The following is a 21,776-nucleotide window of genomic DNA, read 5'->3' on the forward strand; positions in this document are numbered from 1 at the left end:
GTTGCTGTCACCTCATGCCGGACTCGGCCGTGGGCCGTGCTCAGGTGCGGGTACCCGAGCCCGTGTCAGGTATCCGGACTAACTCGGTGACTGCGGGGTGCGCCGTCGCGGTGGCTCGGGACACGTCGCCCGGCCGGCGGTGCGAAGTGCGCCCCAGGACGGGGCGGTCAGGGCTGCCGCTAGGCTCTCGGCGGATCTCGCGACGAAGAGCCGATACGGGGGGCCTGCGATGAGCGCGACTGTCACTGCCGTCAGCAGCAACGGCGAGTACTCCTTCACCAAGCCCAACCGGGAGCGGATCACCCTGCTCGCCGGCCTAGGGGTCGAGGGGGACGTGCATGCCGGGGTGACCGTCAAGCACCGGTCGCGCGTCGCTCAGGACCCGACCCGGCCGAACCTGCGGCAGGTGCACCTCATCCACGAGGAACTGTTCGAGGAGGTCGGGGAGGCCGGGTTCCGGGTGGCGGCCGGTGAACTGGGCGAGAACATCACCACCCGGGGGATCGACTTGCTGGGGCTGCCCACCGGAGCGGTGCTGCGGATCGGGGACGAGGCCGTCGTGGAGGTGACCGGGCTGCGCAATCCGTGCCTCCAGATCGACAACTTCCAGCGGGGGCTGCTGAAGCAGGTCGTGGGGCGCGATGCGGACGGGCATGTCCGGTACCGGGCCGGGGTCATGGGTGTGGTGAGGGCGGGTGGCGTCGTACGCGCCGGTGACGCGATTCGCGTGGAGCTGCCCGACGGGCCTCACCGCCCGCTCGAACGAGTCTGACCGTTACGGTTGGCCGTACCGCCGTACCGCCGTACCGCCGTACCGCCGTACCGCCGTTCGGCCGTTCGCCTTCTGATTTCCGAGCCGCCGGTTTCCGGGCCGCCGGTTTCCGGGCCGTCGGTTTCCGGGCCGTCGGTTTCCGGGCCCTCCGGCCGGGTGCCGGGCGCCGCCGGCCGCGGTCACCGAATGGACGGCGGCGGGATTCGTGCGGCGCCCGGAGAGTCGGGGTGGAGGCCGGGGCGTGGGCGGAGGTCTATGCCGTCGCCGCCAGGTCCGCGCGGCCGAACAGCAGGGCGTAGCCCGGGGGGAGCTGGGCCAGGACACGGGTCGTCAGGGACTCGCCGACGGTGTCCGCCACGACGCCCAGGACCGAGCTGACGTCCCAGCGGGCCGTGGCCGGTGTGGCGTCCTCGAGGTGACTCGCCACGGACTCGACGAACTCACGGGCGGACAGCGGGGTGTTCGCGGGGATCTGCGAAGCGACCAGGGTGCCCGCCTGCCTGGGCAGGGCCTGGGCCAGGGACACGCGTTCCTCGCCGGTCACATGGCCGCCCAGGGCGGTGAGAACGGTACGGGTGACGCGTTCGGCCTCGGCCGCCGTCGAGTACCGGCCGGCCTCGCGCACCGCCTCGGTGAGCGCCTCCCAGCGTGCGGTGTCCGCGCCGGTCTCGGGGGCGAGCGGGCGCGGCGAGGGGGCCGCGGTGGTGGCAGGGGCGGGGATGGTCGTTCTCGGCTGCGGGGTCGTCACGGTCATCGTGGTGGATCCTCCTCCGGGACGCTTCAGGGCACCGAGAGCCCGATACCCCGTAATGCGGCCCGCATGAGCGAGAGTTCGGCCAAAGTGCGGCATGTGGTGGCATGTGACTCATGCGGCCCATGGCGCCCATGTGGCACCTGCGGCCACTGGTGCGGACCTGGGGCTGATGCGGCCGCGCGAATCCCCGCCGCCGTCCGGGGAGCGTGCCGCGACTCGACGTTTTCGGCCACCAGGGGGCGCGGACGTGGACGGACACCCGCCCGAGAGGGCCCGGCCGGACGCGCGTTAGCCTCGGACCAGGCATTACAGGCAGACGAAGCAGACCGCGACGTATCGACGTATCGACGTATCGATACAGATATAGATGGAGGCAGCTCATGGCCAGGGTTCCCAGTGCGGTGGTCGCCGCGACCGGGCTCGTCGGCGGGTACGGCGTCGCCCGTTGGACCAGGAAGCGGCAGCTCGGCGGGGTCGTCCTGGCCGCCGCGGGGGCCGCGGCGGCGCAGCAGTGGCGCAGGCAGGCGGGCGGGAAGGCCGCCGGTGCGCTGACCGCCGGGTACGTCGCCGCGTTCGCCGGATCACATCCGCTGGCCAAGAAGGTCGGCGCGTGGCCGTCCGTCCTCGGCGTCGCGGGCGCCGTCGCCCTGGCCTCCTGGGCGGTCGCCGACCGGCGCGGCTGAGCCGACAGCCGGGACGACGCCGGACCGCCGGCCCCCCGGGCAGCCGGCCCCCCGGGCAGCCGGGCAGCCGGGCAGCCGGGCAGCCGAGCAGGGCAGCCGAGCAGGGCGTTCCGTCCCGGGCCGACCGGAGCAGGTGCCCTGCGGCGTCAACGCGCCCCCACCCGCGCAACCCCCGGCGTCACTCCCGCACCCGGCCCCGACCCCGCCTCCGCCGACTGGAACGACCGCCGGTACGCCTGCGGGCTGGTCCCCACCACCCGGCGGAAGCGTTCCCTGAAGGCCGTCGGGGAGCCGAAACCCGCCTGCACGGCGATCCGCTCCACCGGGTAGGGGGTCGTCTCCAGCAGGTACTGGGCCCGCCGTACCCGCGCCCGGTGCAGCCACTGAAGCGGAGTCGTACCGGTCTGCTCGCGGAAACGGCGGTTGAGGGTGCGGCTGCTCATGCGGGCCCGCGCCGCGATCTCGTCCAGTGCGAGATCGCGGCCGCAGTTGTCCTCCAGCCAGGTCAGCAGCGGCTCCAGGGTCGCGCCGGCCGGTGCCGGGGGCAGGTCGTGCACGATGAACTGGGCCTGCCCGCCCTCCCGCTCCAGCGGCATCACCGACATCCGGGCCGCGTGCGCGGCGACCGCCGAACCGTGGTCCCGGCGGATCATGTGCAGGCACATGTCCAGGGCCGCCGCCGCGCCCGCCGACGTCAGGAACTGGCCGTTGTCGACGTAGAGGACGTTCGGGTCCACGGTGATCCCCGGGTACCGCTCCGCCAGCTCCCGCGCCGCCCGCCAGTGGGTCGTCGCGCGCAGGCCGTCCAGCAGGCCGGTGGCCGCGAGGACGAACGCGCCCACGCAGATCGACGCCACGCGCGTGCCGTTCGCCGCCGCCGCGCGCACCGCCTCCGTGACGCCCGGCGGAAGCGGCAGCGCCGGGTCGGCGACGCCCGGCAGGACGATCGTGTCCGCGTCCGCCAGCGCCTCCAGGCCGTACGGCGCCCGCACCGCGAAGACACCCCCGCCCGCGCTCACCTCCCCCGCGCCCGGCCCCGCCCCCGATCCGGCTGCCGGTCCCGCCCCCGGAGAGCAGACCCGCACCCGGTAGGCGGGGCGGCCATCGGGCAGCCGGGCCCAGCCGAAGGTGTCGATCGGGACGGAGAGGTCGAACGGGATCACCTGGTCCAGCGCCAGGACGGCCACGGTGTGCATGGCGGGAAAGTAGCCGTACGACGGATCGCCGCCAAGTCGTGGAGCCGGAGCCCGCTCCCCTGTACCCGTGGAATGCACGGCGGCGAGAATCCGTCGGACACTGGCAATCCGGCCACTGCTCCCTGATCGGCCGGCCGCCTAGCCTCCTGCCGTGACCAAGTTCCTCCTCGCCGTCCACGTCATCGCCGCGATCGTCGCCATCGGGCCCGTCACCGTCGCCGCGAGCATGTTCCCGCCCGCCGCCCGCCGCGCCCTGACCGCACCGGACGACGACAACCCCGCCGAGACACTGCGGCTGCTGCACCGGATCTGCCGGGTGTACGCCGTCGTCGGCGTCGTCGTCCCGGTCTTCGGGTTCGCCACCGCGAGCGAGATGCACGTGCTCGGCAGCGCCTGGCTGATCGTGTCCATCGTCCTCACGGCGCTGGCCGCCCTCGTGCTGGGCACGCTGGTGCTGCCCGCCCAGACCGCGCTCGTGGAGGGCGCCGGCGGCCGCCGCAACACCGCGCGGCTGGCCATGTACACCGGCCTGTTCAACCTGCTGTGGGCGGCCGTCACGGTGCTGATGATCGTGCGGCCCGGCTCCACGACGGGTGCGTGAGGACGGACCCCACGCGGTCGCCCGCGGCGGGGCCGCACCCCGCCGTCACGGCCTTCCGCTACAGCTCCGCCTGCCCCGCGCCCCTCAGCGCGCCCAGGTCGAAGACGTCACCCATCTTGGCGAAGCCCAGGTCACTCGGGTGCAGATGGTCCCCGGAGTCGTACTCGGGGCGCAGCCGGCGCGCGTCGTACGGGTCCCGCAGAGCCTGGTCGAAGTCGACGACCGAGTCGTAGACCCGGCCGGACCGGATCTCCGCGTTGACCTGCTGACGCACCGCCTCACGGGCCGGCGTCCAGCCGCGGTGGCCGCGGAACGGCATGAGGGTCGCGCCGACCACCTTCAGACCGCGGGCGTGCGCCTGGCGGACCAGGGTGCGCAGACCTTCGGTGATCCTGCCCGGGTCGGCGAGAGCCGGGTTCCGGATGATGTCGTTGATGCCGAGGTCGATGACGACGACCTTCACATTGGTCCGGGACAGCGTGTCCCGCCCGAAGCGGCCGAGACCGCTCTGGTTCTCCGCCGGACGGCCCAGCCCGTCCGCGAGAACCTGGTTGCCGCTGATGCCCTCGTTGACGACGCCGTAGCGCGGCAGGGCGTCACCGCCGGCCACCGCCGTGTGCAGCCGGCCCGCGAGGACATCGGTCCAGCGGCGGTTGGCGCCGACCGTGGACGTTATGCCGTCGGTGATGGAGTCACCGAAGACGACCACCGTGCCCGTCGCCTCGTTGCTCAGCACGTCAAGAGCCGTCAGATACCGCCAGTACGGCGTCTGTTCGGTGTACGCGGCGCCCGTCGCGTCCTCCGTACGGTCGCCCTGGGCGACGTACGACATCTGCTGCGCGTGCGGGTGATAGGTCACCGGGCCCGACGGCGTCGGCGAATACGTGGTGACCAGCACGTCCGAGTCGTGCGGGACGACCACGCGCACGGCGTCGCTGAGCACCTGCCCGCCGGCCGGGACGACCACGCTCGTGGCACCGTTGAACGTCAGCCGGCGCATCGTCTCCGCGTCGGCCACGGCGGTGTCGTGACCCAGCGCCACCGCCAGGGAGGCGTGCGTGATGGTCAGCGGGGACTGTCCGTAGAGGTTGGACAGCGTGATGCGGGCACTCGTCCCCGCGGTGCTCGCGTGCACGACGTTGCGCACCGAACGGCCGGCGAGACCGGTGGTCTCGGTGCCCGGCTCGCCGCCCACGGGCGCAGTGGACCAGGCACCGACCCAGGTGCCGGTCGACGCGGGAGCGACGGAGGAACCATGGCGCGGGCGAGTGCCGGCGAAAGTGCTGCTGGGGGTGCCGTCGTCCGTGGCCACCGTGACGTAGACGGCGGCACACACGGCCACGATCAGCGCGAGCAGCGCGCTGAGTACGGCATAACCATGACGCTTGGTCATGCTTGCGTTGTTCTCCTCGGGAGATGGGAGCCCGAGGCTCCGATCTTGATGAACCCATGATGCGTCATGGGCTCGGGAGACCTGACAGGACCCTGCCCGAAACCCCCTACAGACAGACGCCGGGAACTCCTGTTTCGTTCCGGGAGTCGGTCAGGAAGGGACAATTGTGCGCGGGATCACCGCACAGGCGGAGTACGGGTGGAGCTGATGGAACACACCGAGACACGAACAACGGACCGGACGGCGGCACAGCAGACCACGTCGCACCGCACCATGAACGCCTTCACCCCCGCCGACGAAGAACGGCAGCGGGGCGTACGGCGCATGAAACTCACCGCGACCGGACTACTGCTGTTCGTCGCCCTCGTCTACGTACTCGCCCGGCTCGCCACACACCAGGGCGCGGGCCCCTGGGCCGGCTACGTGGCCGCCGCCGCCGAGGCCGGCATGGTCGGCGCGCTCGCCGACTGGTTCGCCGTCACCGCCCTCTTCCGGCACCCCCTCGGGCTGCCCATCCCCCACACGGCCATCATCCCCACCAAGAAGGACCAGCTCGGCGTCTCCCTCGGCGAGTTCGTCGGCGAGAACTTCCTCTCCCAGGACGTCGTACGGCAGCGACTGCGCGCCGTCGGCATCGGCAGCCGGCTCGGCACCTGGCTCGCCCGACCCGAACACGCCGACCGGGTCACCGCCGAACTCGCCACCGCGCTGCGCGGCGCCCTCACCGTCATGCGCGACCGGGACGTCCAGGCCGTCGTCACCGAGGCCGTCACCCGGCGGGCCGACATCCAGGAGATCGCGCCCGGCCTCGGCAAGATGCTCGAACGGATCGTCGCCGACGGCGGCCACAGACGCGTCGTCGACCTCGTCGTCGCCCGCGCCCACGACTGGCTGGAACTGCACCGCGCCGACGTGATGAGCGCCGTCGAGGGCGGAGCCCCCGGCTGGACCCCACGCTTCGTCGACAAGAAGGTCGGCGACCGCGTCTACAAGGAACTGCTGCGCTTCGTCACCGAGATGCGCGACATGCCCTCCCACCCGGCCCGCGGCGCCCTCGACCGCTTCCTCACCGACTTCGCCTCCGACCTGCAGTCCGACACCGACACCCGCACACGCGTCGAACGGCTCAAGGCCGACATCCTCGGCCGCGGCGAGGTGCAGGACCTCATCGCCTCCGCATGGACCGCCGTACGCTCCATGGTCGTCGCGGCGGCCGGAGACGAGCGCAGCGAACTGCGCATGCGGGTGCGGGCCGCGCTGCTCTCCCTCGGCACCCGGATGGCGAGCGAACCGAAGGTGCAGCAGAAGGTCGACGGCTGGGTCGAGGGCGCGGCCGTGCACGTCGTCACCACCTACCGCAAGGAGATCACCTCCCTGATCACCGACACCGTCGCCGGCTGGGACGCCGAGCACACCACCCGCAAGATCGAGGCCCACATCGGCCGCGACCTGCAGTTCATCCGCATCAACGGCACCGTCGTCGGCTCACTGGCGGGCCTGCTCATCTACGTCGTCACCCGCGCCGTGGGCGCCTGACACCGACCCGCCCCGGGCCTGCTCCCGCCCCTGTCACCGAACCTCTCCCAGGTCCGCCCGGGCCCGCCCCGGGCCTACTCCGGCGCCGCCAGGGCACCCGTACCCCGTCCTTCGGCGTTGAGGGGAGCCCATGAGCACAGCCGCAGAACCGGCACCGCAGAGCGGCCGGACCATCACCACGAACATCCCCGCCCGGCTCGACCGCCTGCCCTGGTCCCGGTGGCACTGGTCGATCGTCATCGGCCTGGGCACCGTATGGATCCTCGACGGCCTCGAAGTCACCGTCGTCGGCAACATCGCCGGCCGCCTGTCCGAACCCGGCAGCGGGCTGAGCATCAGCTCCGGGCAGATCACCGGCATCGCCGCCGCGCTCTACGTCGCCGGCGCCTGCGTCGGCGCCCTGTTCTGGGGCCGGCTCACCGACCGCTTCGGCCGCAAGAACCTCTTCATGATCACCCTCGCGGTGTACCTCGCGGCGACCGCCCTCACCGCGGTCTCCACCGAGGCCTGGTGGTTCTTCCTGTTCCGGTTCCTCACCGGCTTCGGCATCGGCGGCGAATACGCGGCCATCAACAGCGCCATCGACGAACTCATCCCCGCCAACTACCGCGGCCGCGTCGACCTCATCATCAACGGCAGCTTCTGGCTCGGCGCCGTCGGCGGCTCCCTGCTCTCCATCCTCGCCCTCAACACCGACCTGCTCCCGGCCAACGTCGGCTGGCGCCTCACCTTCGCACTCGGCGCCGTCCTCGCCCTGGTCATCCTCCTCGTCCGCCGGCACGTCCCCGAGAGCCCACGGTGGCTGCTCATCCACGGCCGCGACCGGGAGGCGGAGGACATCGTCACCGGCATCGAACGCCAGGTACAGGCGGAGAAGGGCGAACCCCTCACCGAGCCCGAGGGCGAACTCGAGATCCACCAGCGCAAGAGCGTCACCTTCATGGAGATCGCACGCACCGTCTTCGGCCGGTACCGCAAGCGCTCCGTCCTCGGCTTCTCCCTCTTCATCGGCCAGGCGTTCCTCTACAACGCCATCACCTTCGGCTTCGGCGCCATCCTGACCAAGTTCTTCGACGTACCCGCCGACCACACCGGCTACTACTTCGCCGTCATCGCCGTCGGCAACTTCTGCGGCCCGCTGCTGCTCGGCCACCTCTTCGACACCGTCGGCCGCCGCGTGATGATCTCCTCGACGTACCTGCTGTCCGGCCTGCTGCTGTTCGGCACCGCCTGGCTCTTCGACCGCGGCTCCCTCAGCGCCGGCACCCTCACCGCCTGCTGGTGCGCCGTGCTCTTCTTCGCCTCCGCCGGCGCCTCCAGCGCCTACCTGACCGTCTCCGAGATCTTCCCGATGGAGACCCGGGCCATGTCCATCGCCTTCTTCTACGCCCTCGGCACGGCCGCCGGCGGCATCAGCGGCCCGCTGCTCTTCGCCGACCTCACCAACACCGGCAAGGTCGGCGACACCGTCCTGGCCTTCCAGATCGGCGCCGGGCTGATGTGCGCGGCCGGTCTCGTCGCCGCGTTCCTCGCCGTGAACGCCGAACGCCGGTCCCTCGAGGACATCGCCCGCCCGCTGACCGCGGCCGCGAGCAAGGCCAAGGCGGCGACCCGCCCGGCCCGCGGCACCCAGGGCCCCTCGGCCCCTCCGGCGGCCGGCAGGCCCTGACGACCGTCCCCGGCTCCCGCCGGCGACGACCCACGCGGCACGAGGCCCCCGCGGTCCGGCGACCACCCAGCCGGTCCCCGGGGGCTTCGTCCGCCAAGGGATACTGGCCCCCATGACCCGCCTGATCCTCGCCACCCGCAACGCCGGAAAGATCACCGAACTGAGGGCCATCCTCGCCGAAGCAGGCCTCCCCCACGAACTGATCGGCGCCGACGCCTACCCCGACATCCCCGACGTCCGGGAGACCGGCGTCACCTTCGCGGAGAACGCCCTCCTCAAGGCCCACGCCCTGGCCCAGGCCACCGGCCTCCCCGCCGTCGCGGACGACTCCGGCCTCTGTGTCGACGTCCTGAACGGCGCCCCCGGCATCTTCTCCGCCCGCTGGGCGGGCGCCCACGGCGACGACAAGGCCAACCTGGACCTCCTGCTGGCCCAGATCTCCGACATCGCGGAGGAACACCGGGGGGCGCACTTCGCCTGCGCGGCGGCGCTGGCCCTGCCGGACGGCACGGAACGGGTGGTCGAGGGGCAGCTCAGGGGCATCCTGCGGCACAGCCCGGCCGGCACGAACGGCTTCGGCTACGACCCGATCCTCCAGCCGGACGGCGAGAGCCGCACCTGCGCGGAGCTGAGCCCCGACGAGAAGAACGCGATCAGCCACCGGGGCAAGGCGTTCCGGGCGCTGGTGCCGGTGGTGCGGGAGCTGCTGGGCTGAGTGACGCGGGAGGGGCCGTCCGTACGGGCGGCCCCTCCGGGCGTGCGGCCGATGGGAGTCGAACCCACATGGGCAAATGCCCCGAGGCACCTAAAACCTCTGCTTATACCATTCAGCAACGGCCGCGTGCGCGCCCATGTTACCGGGGATGCGTGCGACTTCCGCCTCTGCACCACGTACTGGTGATCGCGTGGCAGTTGGGGCACAGCAACCGCAGGTTCTCGCGCCGGTCGTCGCTCCAATCCCCGTTGACGTGGTCGATCTCCAGCGTCATCGGCCGCCCCAGCCACTCGGGGCCGATCCCGCACTCGGCGCACTCCTCCGGTACGCCCACCTCCTTGAGCGCGCGACGTAGCAGATGAGACCGTGTGCGACGTCGGCCCTCATGCCTGACCAGGACTTCCTGGCAGCGCCTGGCCCTTTCCGGGTGGGTCTTACCGCGCTGGTGCGCCTGCCCCAGGAAGTGGTCGGTGGGAATACCCTCTTCGGCGAGCCACTGACGTAGCCACACCCGCTGAGCACCTGTGTCCGGACGTTCAAGGCGCCGCAGTGTCTCGGCGATGGAGACCGACTCAACGACCGCCACCAGCAGCGCCTCCCGTGCTGGGCGGGCAGTTCTGCCGGACTCGGAGAAGTGCGAGATGTCGATTCCGAAGTGCGCGAACCTCTTTGTGAGGTATCGCCGCAGCCTGTCGTAGGAGCGAGTACCGAAGAAGGCGATGACCTCCTCCAGGCTGGAGCACTGCTCAGCGGCTTCCGCCAACCGCTCGCGCGTGTACCGCGCGCCGCCGCTCATAGGGCTCGGCCCTTACCGCGACCGCGATAGTTGTCCGTCACCGAATGACAGTTAGGGCAGAGGAGCCGGAGGTTGGCGATGCGGTTGTCACGCCAGTTCCCGTCGATGTGATCGACCTCCAGCGGAAGCGGACGCCCTCGCCACACCGGTCCTGTGCCGCACCGGGCGCAACGCTCCGGAATGCCGATGCGCGTCATCGCCCACTTCAGCCGGTCGCTCGGAATGCGCCGGGCTCGGTCGACCGACTGCTCGACGAGCAAGGCGTCCGGGGTTCGGGCGCGCCAGGTCTTCCCCCGCTGCGTTGGCAACCGGAAGTGCGAGGTGTCGATCCCGTACGCCTTGACGCGTCGGCTGATGTGCGTGTGATGGCCGCCCACGACGTCCAGCCCGAGCCGGCGCAGCACCTCGCACATGTTCGTCGAGGCGGCCACCGCCTGTTCCAGGATCTCCCGTGTCCACTTCACTCCCTCCCGCTCGAAGTGCGAGACGTCGACGCCCAGCTTCTTCATGCGTCCGAGTACGTATCGCCGCGTCGAGCTCTGCGGATTCACGCCCAACCGACCAGTGCCTCCGACAACGTCCGCGCCCCTTGAGCAGCCGCCTCCAGCCGCTCCCTGGGGTACGCGCTGGCCCCCATCGAGCCCCCTCCGTTCCGGCTGCGTGTTCGCAGCCCGCACGGAGTAACGAACCGGTCATCGGACAGTCACGCACGATTTCCGAGAACGCGGAACGGCCCGCGCCGGAGACCTCCCGGGCGGGCCGCTGAAGCTGCGGAGGCGGGGTGTCAGATCCCCAGGTCCTTGATGATCTTTGCGACGTGGCCCGTGGCGCGGACGTTGTAGAGGGCGCGGTCGACCTTGCCCTCCTCGTCGACGATGATCGTGGAGCGGATGACGCCCATGTAGGTCTTGCCGTAGTTCTTCTTCTCGCCGTAGGCGCCGTAGGCCTCGGTGGTCTTCTTGTCGGGGTCGGCGAGGAGGGTGATCTTCAGGGACTCCTTCTCGCGGAACTTGGCGAGCTTCTCCGGCTCGTCCGGGGAGATGCCGATGACGTCGTAGCCGGCGTCGGCCAGGAGGGAGAGGTTGTCCGTGAAGTCGCAGGCCTGCTTGGTGCAGCCGGGGGTCAGCGCCGCGGGGTAGAAGTAGACGATGACCTTGCGGCCCTTGCGGTCCGACAGGGACACCTGGTTGCCGTCGGCGTCGGGGAGGGTGAAGGCGGGGGCCACGTCGCCGGTCTGGAGTCGCTCGATCATCGGTCCAGCGTAACGGGGGGCGTTGCGGTGCGGCCTGACTGGGAACTGACAGACTGTCCAGGACAGCATCAGGAGACTTCGGAGGCCGTACGGTGGCGGACACGTCGGACACCAGAACCCCGGCAGAGATCGAGGCGGACATCAGGCGCCGCCGCGAAGTACTGGCCGAGACGCTCGATGAGATCGGGGTGCGGGTGCACCCGAAGACGATCGTCGGGGACGCCAAGGCCAAGGTCGTCGCCAATCTCGATCACACGGTTGGGCGGGCGTATGTCCAGGTCAACCGGGTGGTGAGTGACGTCAGGGCGCAGTTCGTGGATGAGGAGGGCGCGCCGCGCCTGGAGCGGGTGGTGCCGGTGACGCTGGTCGCGGTCGGGCTGGTGGGGCTGCTCGCGCTGAGTGTGCGGCGGCGCGGCCGCTGAGCGGCCGGGGCGACCCGGGCTCGTACGGGCGTGCCGGAGGCAGGTAGGTTCGAAGCGTGAGCGCCAACAGAAACGTGCAGAGCACGCCCCATCACGACAAGCTGCCCATTCGGATGCTGCATGACCGGGTGCTGGTCAGGCAGGAGACGGGTGAGGGTGAGCGGCGGTCGGGCGGCGGCATCCTGATTCCCGCGACGGCGGCGGTCGGGCGTCGGCTGGCCTGGGCCGAGGTGGTCGCGGTGGGTCAGAACGTGCGGACCGTGGAGCCGGGTGACCGGGTTCTGTTCGACCCGGAGGACCGGGCCGAGGTCGAGGTGCGGGGTGTGGCGTACGTGCTGATGCGGGAGCGGGATCTGCATGCGGTGGCCGCGGACCGGTTCGAGGGCGCGGAGGACTCCACGGGCCTGTACCTCTGAGGCAGGGGGTAGCGGGTAGCGCTGGGTTCGGCAACGGCGGAGGGGCCGGTGACTGCGGTCACCGGCCCCTCCGCCGTTGCTTTGCTATGTTCGGAGGAGCCCGACGAGACGCGCCGTACCGGGACGCAGGCAAAGACGACGCACCAGGAATGGGTTCGTCTGCCGGAGGTGTGTCGTCGTGGCGTGGGTTCTGCTGGTTGTCGCCGGTCTGCTCGAGGTGGCCTGGTCGGTGGGGATGAAGTACACCGAGGGGTTCACCCGGCTCGTGCCGAGTGTGTTCACGGGTGCCGGGATCGTGGCCAGCATGGTGCTGCTGTCGTACGCGGCGAAGACGTTGCCGATCGGTACGGCGTACGGGGTGTGGGTGGGGATCGGGGCGGCCGGTGCGGCGGTGCTCGGCATGGTGGTGCTGGGTGAGCCGGTCACCGCCGCCCGTATTTTCTTCGTCTGTCTGCTGCTGGTCGCCGTGGTGGGGCTCAAGGCGACCGGCGGTCACTGACGGGCGGTCCTAGGGTTGGCCTCCGGTGGCACCGGTGTCGGTGCCACCGCCCGTGTCGAGGCCTCCGGTGTTGCCGCCGGGTGTGCCGCCGCCGGTGTCCGTGCCTCCGCCGGTGGTCGGGTCGCCGTTGGTGCCGCCGCCCGTGGTGGTTCCGCCGCCGTCGGTGGTTCCTCCGTCGGTGGTGGTGCCGCCGCTGTCGGTGGTGGTGCCGCCGTCGGTGGTTCCTCCGTCGGTGGTGGGGGTGCTGCCGGTGGTGCCGCCGTCGGTGGTGGGGGTGCTGCCGGTGGTGGTGCCGTCGGTGGGCGTGCCGGTGGTGCCGGCGTCGTCCTGGGAGCCGGTGCTCGGGTCGCCGGAGGGGTCGATGGGGGCCTGGGTCTGGTCGGCGCCCTGCTGGAGCTGGAGGTCGAAGTCGCTGACCGGCTTCCCCTTCAGGGCGTCGCGGGTGTACTGGGCCCAGATGGCGGTGGGCGGGCCGCCGCCGTTCATGCGGGGCTGTCCCAGGGCGTAGTAGAGCGACTTGTGGGCGGCGGTGACGGGGTCCTGGCCCATGACGGAGACCACGGTGGCGAGGTCGGGGGTGTAGCCGGCGAACCAGGCGGCGGTGTCCTCCTCGGCGGTGCCGGTCTTGCCGGCGGCGGGGCGGCCGGCGGCCTGGGCGGCGACTGCGGTGCCGTTGTCGACGACGCTCTGGAGGATCGAGGTGGTCGTGTCGGCGGCCTCGCGGGTGACGGCCCGCCTGGTCTGCCGCTCGGGCAGTTCGATCTGCTGGGTGCCGTCCTTGGTGACCTTCTCGACCATGGTGTACGTGGCGCGCTGGCCGTGGTTGGCGAGCGTGGCGTAGGCCTCCGCCATGTCGAGGACGCTGGCGGTGGCGGTGCCGAGGGCGATGGACGGGTAGGGCTGGAGGTCCTTGGTGTCCTCGGGGATGCCGAGGTCGACGGCGGTCTGCTTGACCTTGGCGGGGCCGACGTCGACGGCCATCTGGGCGTAGACGGCGTTGACGGAGAGGTCGGTGGCCTTGCGGACGGGGATGTCGCCGTAGGACTTCTCGTCCTCGTTGGCGGGGTTGTAGCCGCCGCCGGTCCAGCCCTGTACGGGGCGCCTGCTGGTGCCGTCGTAGATGGTGTTCGGGGTGATGGGGCGGCTGTCCTGGGTGGTGGAGCTGTTCTGGACGGCCGAGGTGAACACGAAGGGCTTGAAGGTGGAGCCGACCTGGAAGTCGCCGCGGGTGGCGCCGTTGGTGTACTGCTTCACGTAGTCGATGCCGCCGTACATGGCGACGATCTTGCCGGTCTTGGGGTCGACGGAGGCGCCGCCGGCGCGGACGTAGTTGTCGGCCTTGCGGTTCTTCTTGTCGAGTTTGGAGATGAGCTGGTCGTCGACGGCCTTGACGAAGGCGTTCTGCCGGTTCTTCTGGATGGTGGTGGTGATGCGGTAGCCGCCGGCCTCGAGCTGGTCGGAGGTGACGATGTCGTTGCTGATCAGGTACTGCCTGACGGCGTCGACGAGGTAGCCGCGCTGGCCGGACAGGCCGTTGGGGAGGGTCTGTTGCCTGGGCGTGGGGAACTTCAGGCCCGCGCGCTCGCTCTTGCCGAGCCAGCCTTCCTTGACCATGCCGTCCAGGACGTAGTTCCAGCGGGCGACGGCGGCGGGCTTGTTCTCGGGGTGTGCGACGACGTCGTATTCGCTGGGGGCGTTGACGAGTGCGGCGAGGTAGGCGGCGCGGGCCGGGTCGAGGTCCTGGGCGTCCTTGCCGTAGTAGGCCTGGGCGGCGGCCTGGATGCCGTAGGCGCTGCGGCCGAAGTAGCTGGTGTTGAGGTAGCCCTCGAGGATGTCGTCCTTGGACTTCTCGCGGTCCAGCTTCATCGAGATGAAGAACTCTTTGGCCTTGCGGGTGACGGTCTGTTCCTGGGCCAGGTAGTAGTTCTTGACGTACTGCTGGGTGATGGTCGAACCGGACTGCTTGCCCTTGCCCAGGGCCGTGTTCCAGCCGGCGCGGAGCATGGCCTTGGGGTCGATGGCGGACTCGGAGTAGAAGTCGCGGTCCTCGGCGGCCAGTACGGCGTGCTGGGCGGCCTTGGAGACCTGGGCGAGGCTGACGTTCTCGCGGTTGACCTTGCTGTCGCGGGTGTCGCGGGCGAGCTGGGAGCCGTCGGCGTAGAGGTAGACGTTGCTCTGCTTGGTCGCGAGGGCGTTGGCGGACGGGATCTGTACGAGCGAGTAGCCGAGGAAGAACAGGCCGATGATCAGCATGACGCCGATCACGAAGGTGCCGAGCAGCATGCGCCAGGTGGGGAGGAGGCGGCGCCATCCGGTTCGCTTGGGCCGCTTGGGCTTCTTGCCCTTGCCGCCTCCGGCTCCGCCGCCGGCCGCGTTGGCGGTGGCGGTGGGTTCGGTGGCGGTGGTGGCCGTGTCTCCGGCCGCCGCAGCCCCGGCCTTGGCCGCGCCGCCGCTGGCCGTCGCGGTCCGGGCGCCCTGGGCGGCGCCACTGCCGGCGGCGGCCTGAGCTGCCGCGGCGGCACTGCCGGCCATGGCTGCCCGGGGGCCCTTCCTGGCGCCGCCGGGCGTGGCGGCCTGGCCGCTCTTCGCGGCGGTGGTGCCGTTGCCCGGGCGGGTCTGCTCGGGTGTGGTGGGGGCCTTGACCTTGCGGAGGACCTGGGTCGTCTCGGGTGCCTGGGCGTCTCCGGGTCCCTGTGGGCCGCCGGACGCCTTCCCGCCGCCGCGCTTACGGGCCGCTTCGGCTCCCTCGGCGGCGGCGGAGGCGCGGGGCGCGTTGACGCGCCCGAGTACCTGGGTGCTCTCGGCCGCGTTGGGCTCTTCGGACTTCTCCGGGCCCTGCGGCTTGGCCGACGTCTGCGGCTGCGCGGCCTGGCCGGGTACCCCGGGGCGCCGGGTGGTGGGCCGCTCGGCCGCCGGGTTCCGGGTGCCGTCGGACTTGGCGGAGTTCTGCGGCTCCCCCGCCTGGCCGGGTACCCCGGGGCGCCGGGGCGGGACGGAACGCTCGGCCGCCTGCTGCTCGGAGCGCCCGGACTCCCCCGGCTCCTGCGACTGCCCGGACTGCTGAGGCACCCCGGGGCGCTGAGACCCCCGGGACTGCCCGGCCCCGGGCTTGCGGGAGCCCTCGCCCTCGCCGGGCGCCTGCGGAGGGACCCCGGGTCGCCGGGTTCCGGCCGACCGGTCGGCCGTCGGCGCGTCGGAGCCCGGAGACTGCGAGGGCGCCTGCGGCGACTGGCCCGGCCGGCCGGGCTTCCCCGGTGCCTGCGGCTTGCCCGACTGCGGCGGCACGCCGGGACGCGCGGACCCGGCGGAACGCTCGGCCGCCTGACCGCCGGAACCCTCGGACCTGCCAGAGCCCTGCGGCTTGCCCGACTGCGGCGGCACGCCGGGACGCGCGGACCCGGCGGAACGCTCGGCCGCCTGACCGCCGGAACCCTCGGACCTGCCGGACCCCTGCGGCTTGCCCGACTGCGGCGGCACGCCGGGACGCGCGGACCCGGCGGAACGCTCGGCCGCCTGACCGCCGGAACCCTCGGTCCTGCCAGAGCCCTGCGGCTGGCCCGACTGCGGCGGCACGCCTGGACGCTGTGGCCCCTCGGCTCCCGGCTTCCGGGGATTCTCGTTCTTGCCGGGCGCCCGCGGAGGCACGCCGGGCCTGCGGGGCTCGGCGCCCTCGGGCTTTCCGGGCTCCCGCGGCTGTCCCGCCTGCTGGGCGGGCAGGCCGCCCTGCGGCTTGCGGGGTGCCCCGGCGCCGGTGCTTCCGTCGTCGGCGCGGGCGGCCCGGCCCATCTGGGCGGCCAGCGCCGCGCGGCGGGCGCGGGCGGCCTGGTCCGCGCCGGCACCCGGCGACGACTGACCGCCGGAGCTGCCGTCGGCCGGCGACGCGGCCTTCTTCTCCTGGCCGTCCCGAGCCGGCCCGGCGGCCGAACCCTCCCGGCCCCGGTTGCGGCCCTGGCCCTGGTTCGAATCCGGCCGGTCCTTGTCGCTGCCCCGGTCCCGGTCGTCACCTTCTTCGGATCGGGTGTCTCCGGTGGCACCGCCGGCGGCCTCACCGGATTGTGCGGGCCCTGCAGCCGGCAGCGGTTGTTCCGGTGCCCCGCCCTTGTTCGGCTGCTGCGGCTGCGGCTCGTCGCTCATGTCGTGCACGGACTCCTGTTTCGCGTCGTACGTTTCCCGTACGCCTCGTACGCCTTCTGCGCCCCCGGTTTGAAGACTCTCGCACCTGGCGATCCGTTCCCGGATTCCGGCACGCTTCCGGGACGAAAATGCGTCGCCGGCCGCCGGGCCTCCGGACTAGGCTCCTGCGCTTCGGTGTCGAGCGGTCCGGGGAGGTTGACTGACGTGGGCGCGGGACGGTTGTACGCCGCCGTCGCGACGGGGGGATTCAGACGGTACGCGACGTATCGGGCGGCCACTGCGGCAGGGGTGTTCACGAACACGGTCTTCGGACTCGTCCTCGTCTACACGTATCTGGCGCTGTGGGACGAGAAGCCGCACCTCGGGGGCTATGACCAGGCGCAGGCCGTCACGTTCGTCTGGCTGGGGCAGGCCCTGTACGCGACGCTGGCGATCCAGGGGGGCGGTTTTGAGGCCGAGTTCATGGAACGCATCCGTACGGGTGAGGTCGCGATCGACCTGTACCGGCCGGTGGACCTCCAAGTGTGGTGGCTGGCGAACGATTTGGGCCGGGCGCTGTTCCAGCTGCTCGGGCGCGGGGTGGTCCCGTTCACGTTCGGGGCGCTGGTCTTCCCGACGGCGCTGCCCGACGCGGTGGGGACGTGGCTGGCTTTCCTGGTCTCCGTGGCGCTCGCGATGATCGTCAGCTTCGGTATCCGCTACCTGGTGGCGCTGACCGGGTTCTGGCTGATGGACGGCACGGGGGCGCTGCAGGCGCTGATGGTCACCGGCATCTTCTGTTCGGGGATGACTCTGCCGCTGAACGCCTTTCCCGGGGCACTCGGCGAGGTCGTGCGGGCGTTGCCGTGGGCGGCGCAGGTCCAGGTGCCGGCGGATGTGCTGATGGGGACGGCCGACCCGTTGCCCTCGTTCCTGTTCCAGGCGGCGTGGGCGGTGGTGCTGCTGGCGGTGGGGCGGCTGGTGCAGACGGCGGCGGCCCGGCGGGTGGTGGTCCAGGGTGGGTGAGTACAGGCCGCTGGCCGAGGGGCTGCGCGCCTACCGGCTGATCGCCGGGATGTGGATCCGCTCCACGCTGGCCTACCGGGCGTCCTTCGTGATGACCGCGTTCGGCGGGCTGGTCGTGACCGGCCTCGACTTCGTGACGATCATGCTGATGTTCTCCCGGGTCGACGTGCTCGGCGGCTACTCGCTGCCCGAGGTCGCGTTTCTGTACGGGCTGTCGGCGACGTCGTTCGGTGTCGCGGACCTGGCGATCGGTTCGGCCGACCGGCTGGGCCGCCGGGTGCGCGACGGCACGCTGGACACCCTGCTGGTGCGGCCCGCGCCGGTGCTGGCGCAGGTCGCCGCCGACCGGTTCGCGCTGCGCCGGGTCGGCCGTATCGCCCAGGGGGTGCTGGTGCTGGGCTACGCGCTCGTCGCGTCGGACATCGCCTGGACGCCGGTGAAGGTGCTGATGGTGCCGGGGATGCTGGTCTGCGGCGGGGTGATCTTCTCCGCGGTGTTCGTGGCGGGGGCGGCCTTCCAGTTCGTGGCGCAGGACGCGTCCGAGGTGCAGGCCGCGTTCACGTACGGCGGGCAGACGCTGTTGCAGTACCCGCCGACGGTGTTCGGCAAGGAGTTGGTGCGGGGGGTGACCTTCATGTTCCCGCTGGCCTTCGTCAACTGGGTGCCGGCCGCCTATGTGCTGGGGCGGCCGTATCCGCTGGGCGGGCTGCCGCAGGGGGCGGCGTTCGCGCCGCCGTTGGTGGCGGTGGCGGCTTGCGCGGCGGCGGGACTGGCGTGGCGGGCGGGCCTTCGGTCGTATCGGAGTACAGGGAGTTGACGGTGGACACGTTCATCGAGGTGGACCGGGTCGAGAAGGTCTTCGAGGTGCGCCGCAAGACCGGGTTCATGAAGCGGGAGCGGCGGCAGGTGCGGGCGGTGGACTCGATCTCGTTCTCCGTGGCGCGCGGCGAGATGGTCGGTTACATCGGCCCGAACGGGGCCGGGAAGTCGACGACGATCAAGATGCTGACCGGGATCCTCATGCCGAGTGGCGGCCGGCTGCGGGTGGCGGGGATCGATCCGTCGCGGGAGCGGACCCGGCTGGCGCACCGGATCGGTGTGGTGTTCGGGCAGCGGACGACGTTGTGGTGGGACCTGCCGCTGATCGACTCCTACCGGCTGGCGCACCGTATGTACCGGATCCCGGACGCCCGTTACCGGGAGAACCTGGACCGCTGTGTCGAACTGCTGGAGCTGGGCGACCTGTTGGACGTGCCGGTGCGGCAGTTGTCGCTGGGGCAGCGGATGCGCGGGGACATCGCGGCGGCCCTGCTGCACGATCCGGAGGTGCTGTACCTGGACGAGCCGACGATCGGTCTGGACGTGGTGTCCAAGGCGAAGGTGCGGGGCTTCCTGAAGGAGCTGAACGCCGGGAGCGGTACGACGGTGCTGCTGACGACGCACGACCTTCAGGACATCGAGCAGTTGTGCTCGCGGGTGATGGTGATCGACCACGGGCGGCTGATGTACGACGGCGCGCTGGCCGGGCTGCACGAGGCCGGGGAGGGGGAGCGGACGCTGGTGGTGGACCTGGAGCGGGAGTTGCCGCCGATCGAGGCGCCGTCGTGCCGGGTGGTGCGGGTGGCGGGGCCGCGGCAGTGGCTGGCGTTCCCGGCCGGGCAGTCGGCGGCGCCGCTGGTGGCGCACATCGCGGCCGGGTATCCGCTGGTGGACCTGTCGGTGCGGGAGCCGGACATCGAGGCGGTCATCGCGAAGATGTACGCGGAGAAGGCGGTCTCGTAGGCTTCTGCCATGACCGACGACGCAAGTCCGGACCTCCGGGCGTCCGACGCCGACCGTGAGCGGGTCGCCGAGGTCCTGCGGGACGCCCTCGCCGAAGGGCGCCTGGACATGGGGGAGTTCGAGGAACGGCTGGAGGCGACGTACAGCGCGCGTACGTACGGTGAGCTGACGCCGATCACCCGTGATCTGCCGGCCGGCGGCGCGGCGGTGCCCGCTCCCGTCTCGTTCTCGAAGGCGCCCGCGGAGCGGGGTGGCTGGGCGGGCCGGATCGTCGGGGGCGAGGGCTCCTCGGCGGGCGGGTTCGCGGTGCTGTCGGGGTTCGAACGCAGGGGCCGCTGGACGGTGCCGAAGCGGTTCAACTGCTTCGCCTTCATGGGCGGTGGTGAGATCGACCTGCGGGAGGCGAACTTCGCGGACCGCGAGGTGGAGATCAACTGCGTGGCCGTCATGGGCGGGGTGCAGGTGATCGTGCCGCCGGGCGTCGAGGTGGTGGTCCGGGGCATCGGCGTGATGGGCGGCTTCGAGCACCCGAGGGACGACGGTCCGCCGGAGCCGGGCGCCCCGCGGGTGGTCATCGGTGGCTTCGCCTTCTGGGGCGGGGTGGGCGTCGAGCGCAAGGTGACCCGGGCCGAGCGGCAGCGGCTGAAGGAGCAGCGCCGGCAGGAGCGGCTGGAGCGCAAGGAGGCGCGGCACGAGTTGCACCGGGCGCGGCGTGCGGACCGGGAGCGGGACTAGGGTCTCCCGTTCGGATCGTGCCGGGCGCGCGGGCCCTGGCGGCCGGGCTCGCGGTGCCCGTCGCCGGGGGTGAGCGCACTCCCCCGGCGTCGGCGGTCCGTGGCTACGAGGTGCAGACCTTGGTCAGTTCGCCCGCGGCGTCCGTGACGGGGCTGACGTCGGGGGTGTGGTCGCCGTTCTTGATGGCGGCACGGACGTTGTCGACGGCTTTGGAGAGGTCGTCGACGGCCTTGTTGACGTCGGCGTCGTCGGTCTTGTCGCCGATCTTGTCGAGGTTCTTCTCGATGGAGTCGAGGGAGGCGTCGGCCTGCGTGGGGTCGTCGCCGGCGTTCTCCACGGCCTGCTGGAGGTCGGTGACGCTGTCGGCGATGGAGTCGGCGGTCTGTACGCAGTCCAGGGCCTTGTTCACGGCGTCGCAGCCGGTGGTGAGGCCGGCGGTGAGCGCGGCGGTCGCTAGGGCGGCGGCGACGGCGGTGAGCCGGCTTCGGCGTCGGCTGGCGGCCATGGTGTTGGTCCCTCCCCTGGTACGGCTGGCCGGGCGCACGGCGGTGGCCGCGCGCCCGTACCCATAGGGACGTCGGCAAGGATGCGGGGGTTGCCCCCGCGTACCGGCTTTTTTGGCGGTCCCTTTACTTTGCGAGGGCGGCCGCCAGGGCCGCCCGCTGGGCCGCCGCGAGTTGGTCGCAGCCGGCCACGGCGAGGTCGAGCAGGGCGTTGAGCTCCTCGCGGGCGAAGGGTTCGGCCTCGGCGGTGCCCTGGACCTCGACGAAGCGGCCGTCGCCGGTGCAGACGACGTTCATGTCGGTCTCGGCGCGCACGTCCTCCTCGTAGCAGAGGTCGAGGAGGGGTACCCCGTCGACGATGCCGACGGAGACGGCGCTGACGGTTCCGGTGAGCGGCTGCCGGCCGGCCTTGATCAGTTTGCGGCCCTGGGCCCAGGCGACGGCGTCGGCCAGGGCGACGTAGGCGCCGGTGATGGCGGCGGTGCGGGTGCCGCCGTCGGCCTGGAGGACGTCGCAGTCGAGGACGATGGTGTTCTCGCCGAGCGCCTTGTAGTCGATGACGGCGCGCAGGGAGCGGCCGATGAGCCGGGAGATCTCGTGGGTGCGGCCGCCGATCCTGCCCTTGACGGACTCGCGGTCGCCGCGGGTGTTGGTGGCGCGGGGCAGCATGGAGTACTCCGCGGTGACCCAGCCCTCGCCGCTGCCCTTGCGCCAGCGCGGGACTCCTTCGGTGACGGAGGCGGTGCAGAAGACCTTGGTGTCGCCGAAGGAGACGAGGACGGAGCCCTCGGCGTGCTTGCTCCAGCCGCGTTCGATGGTGACCGGGCGGAGCTGTTCGGGGGTGCGGCCGTCGATTCGAGACATGCGGACGAGCCTAGCCGTACACGCGGAAGGGGCCCGTCCCGCGTCGGGA

General features: G+C 71.8%; 21 protein-coding genes, 1 tRNA gene, 1 pseudogene and 1 riboswitch. Of the genes and pseudogenes, 13 read left to right on the forward strand and 10 right to left on the reverse strand.

Annotation, left to right across the window (positions count from 1 at the left end; genetic code table 11):
• The first annotated feature begins 229 nt into the window (after positions 1-229).
• Positions 230-772 (forward strand): MOSC domain-containing protein, encoded by a 543-nt coding sequence (locus tag AB0924_RS06180; RefSeq protein ID WP_366910781.1) that lies wholly within the window; start codon positions 230-232, stop codon positions 770-772.
• A gap of 253 nt (positions 773-1,025) precedes the next feature.
• On the opposite strand, the gene AB0924_RS06185 is transcribed toward AB0924_RS06180, so the two are convergent.
• Positions 1,026-1,526 (reverse strand): DUF2267 domain-containing protein, encoded by a 501-nt coding sequence (locus AB0924_RS06185; RefSeq protein WP_366910782.1) that lies wholly within the window; start codon positions 1,524-1,526, stop codon positions 1,026-1,028.
• A gap of 380 nt (positions 1,527-1,906) precedes the next feature.
• On the opposite strand from AB0924_RS06185, the gene AB0924_RS06190 reads away from it, so the two are divergent.
• Entirely contained in the window at positions 1,907-2,209 is a 303-nt protein-coding gene (locus AB0924_RS06190; RefSeq protein WP_358930487.1) for a hypothetical protein, read from the forward strand.
• Positions 2,210-2,355: 146 nt separating this feature from the next.
• On the opposite strand, the gene AB0924_RS06195 is transcribed toward AB0924_RS06190, so the two are convergent.
• Entirely contained in the window at positions 2,356-3,405 is a 1,050-nt protein-coding gene (locus AB0924_RS06195) for a helix-turn-helix domain-containing protein (protein WP_358930485.1), read from the reverse strand.
• A gap of 151 nt (positions 3,406-3,556) precedes the next feature.
• On the opposite strand from AB0924_RS06195, the gene AB0924_RS06200 reads away from it, so the two are divergent.
• Complete coding sequence (locus AB0924_RS06200) at positions 3,557-4,006, forward strand: hypothetical protein (protein ID WP_366910783.1); 450 nt, start codon at positions 3,557-3,559, stop codon at positions 4,004-4,006.
• Between the two features lie 58 nt (positions 4,007-4,064).
• Here AB0924_RS06200 and AB0924_RS06205 read toward each other — a convergent pair whose 3' ends face one another.
• Positions 4,065-5,399, reverse strand: a complete 1,335-nt coding sequence (locus tag AB0924_RS06205; RefSeq protein ID WP_366910784.1) for an SGNH/GDSL hydrolase family protein — start codon at positions 5,397-5,399, stop codon at positions 4,065-4,067.
• Positions 5,400-5,606: 207 nt separating this feature from the next.
• On the opposite strand from AB0924_RS06205, the gene AB0924_RS06210 reads away from it, so the two are divergent.
• The 3 genes from AB0924_RS06210 to rdgB all read left to right on the forward strand — a co-directional run bounded on the left by AB0924_RS06210 (position 5,607) and on the right by rdgB (position 9,319).
• Complete coding sequence (locus tag AB0924_RS06210) at positions 5,607-6,935, forward strand: DUF445 domain-containing protein (RefSeq protein ID WP_358930479.1); 1,329 nt, start codon at positions 5,607-5,609, stop codon at positions 6,933-6,935.
• Between the two features lie 130 nt (positions 6,936-7,065).
• The gene (locus AB0924_RS06215; protein WP_358930477.1) at positions 7,066-8,604 is read left to right on the forward strand and encodes an MFS transporter; all 1,539 of its coding nucleotides are present in this window, start codon (positions 7,066-7,068) and stop codon (positions 8,602-8,604) included.
• A 112-nt stretch (positions 8,605-8,716) separates the two neighbouring features.
• Positions 8,717-9,319, forward strand: a complete 603-nt coding sequence (rdgB, locus tag AB0924_RS06220; RefSeq protein WP_358930475.1) for an RdgB/HAM1 family non-canonical purine NTP pyrophosphatase — start codon at positions 8,717-8,719, stop codon at positions 9,317-9,319.
• Between the two features lie 43 nt (positions 9,320-9,362).
• Here rdgB and AB0924_RS06225 read toward each other — a convergent pair.
• The 4 genes and pseudogenes from AB0924_RS06225 to bcp form a co-directional block, all read right to left on the reverse strand.
• Positions 9,363-9,445, reverse strand: a tRNA-Leu gene (locus tag AB0924_RS06225).
• 13 nt (positions 9,446-9,458) lie between these two features.
• Positions 9,459-10,115, reverse strand: a complete 657-nt coding sequence (locus AB0924_RS06230; protein ID WP_358930473.1) for an HNH endonuclease — start codon at positions 10,113-10,115, stop codon at positions 9,459-9,461.
• Positions 10,112-10,752 (reverse strand): annotated as a pseudogene (locus tag AB0924_RS06235) (HNH endonuclease signature motif containing protein). Before AB0924_RS06235 ends, AB0924_RS06230 begins: the two are co-directional and overlap by 4 nt.
• A gap of 147 nt (positions 10,753-10,899) precedes the next feature.
• Positions 10,900-11,367, reverse strand: coding sequence for a thioredoxin-dependent thiol peroxidase (bcp, locus tag AB0924_RS06240; RefSeq protein ID WP_366910785.1), 468 nt, complete (start codon positions 11,365-11,367; stop codon positions 10,900-10,902).
• Positions 11,368-11,459: 92 nt separating this feature from the next.
• On the opposite strand from bcp, the gene AB0924_RS06245 reads away from it, so the two are divergent.
• The 3 genes from AB0924_RS06245 (at position 11,460) to AB0924_RS06255 (ending at position 12,704) form a co-directional block, all read left to right on the forward strand.
• Entirely contained in the window at positions 11,460-11,789 is a 330-nt protein-coding gene (locus AB0924_RS06245) for a DUF3618 domain-containing protein (RefSeq protein WP_358930467.1), read from the forward strand.
• Positions 11,790-11,902: 113 nt separating this feature from the next.
• A complete protein-coding gene (locus AB0924_RS06250) occupies positions 11,903-12,205 on the forward strand; it encodes a co-chaperone GroES (protein WP_250400707.1) in 303 nt (100 codons plus the stop codon).
• 74 nt (positions 12,206-12,279) lie between these two features.
• Positions 12,280-12,350: riboswitch (guanidine-III (ykkC-III) riboswitch) on the forward strand.
• Positions 12,351-12,383: 33 nt separating this feature from the next.
• Entirely contained in the window at positions 12,384-12,704 is a 321-nt protein-coding gene (locus AB0924_RS06255; protein WP_358930466.1) for an SMR family transporter, read from the forward strand.
• Positions 12,705-12,713: 9 nt separating this feature from the next.
• On the opposite strand, the gene AB0924_RS06260 is transcribed toward AB0924_RS06255, so the two are convergent.
• Entirely contained in the window at positions 12,714-15,236 is a 2,523-nt protein-coding gene (locus tag AB0924_RS06260; RefSeq protein ID WP_366910837.1) for a transglycosylase domain-containing protein, read from the reverse strand.
• 1,806 nt (positions 15,237-17,042) lie between these two features.
• Between AB0924_RS06260 and AB0924_RS06265 the strand changes: the two genes are divergently transcribed.
• The 4 genes from AB0924_RS06265 to AB0924_RS06280 are packed head-to-tail and all read left to right on the forward strand — an operon-like array spanning position 17,043 to position 20,360.
• Entirely contained in the window at positions 17,043-17,843 is an 801-nt protein-coding gene (locus tag AB0924_RS06265) for an ABC-2 family transporter protein (RefSeq protein WP_366910786.1), read from the forward strand.
• 49 nt (positions 17,844-17,892) lie between these two features.
• Positions 17,893-18,660 (forward strand): ABC transporter permease, encoded by a 768-nt coding sequence (locus tag AB0924_RS06270; protein WP_358930584.1) that lies wholly within the window; start codon positions 17,893-17,895, stop codon positions 18,658-18,660.
• Entirely contained in the window at positions 18,657-19,625 is a 969-nt protein-coding gene (locus tag AB0924_RS06275) for an ATP-binding cassette domain-containing protein (RefSeq protein WP_366910787.1), read from the forward strand. Before AB0924_RS06270 ends, AB0924_RS06275 begins: the two co-directional genes overlap by 4 nt.
• Positions 19,626-19,634: 9 nt before the next feature.
• Positions 19,635-20,360 (forward strand): DUF1707 domain-containing protein, encoded by a 726-nt coding sequence (locus tag AB0924_RS06280; RefSeq protein WP_366910788.1) that lies wholly within the window; start codon positions 19,635-19,637, stop codon positions 20,358-20,360.
• 103 nt (positions 20,361-20,463) lie between these two features.
• Here AB0924_RS06280 and AB0924_RS06285 read toward each other — a convergent pair whose 3' ends face one another.
• Both AB0924_RS06285 and rph read right to left on the reverse strand, forming a co-directional pair.
• Positions 20,464-20,865, reverse strand: a complete 402-nt coding sequence (locus tag AB0924_RS06285; protein ID WP_358930458.1) for a hypothetical protein — start codon at positions 20,863-20,865, stop codon at positions 20,464-20,466.
• A 124-nt stretch (positions 20,866-20,989) separates the two neighbouring features.
• Positions 20,990-21,727 (reverse strand): ribonuclease PH, encoded by a 738-nt coding sequence (rph, locus tag AB0924_RS06290; protein WP_358930456.1) that lies wholly within the window; start codon positions 21,725-21,727, stop codon positions 20,990-20,992.
• Positions 21,728-21,776 lie beyond the last annotated feature (49 nt).

Source organism: Streptomyces sp. NPDC047869 (assembly GCF_040704065.1).
GTDB lineage: Bacteria > Actinomycetota > Actinomycetes > Streptomycetales > Streptomycetaceae > Streptomyces.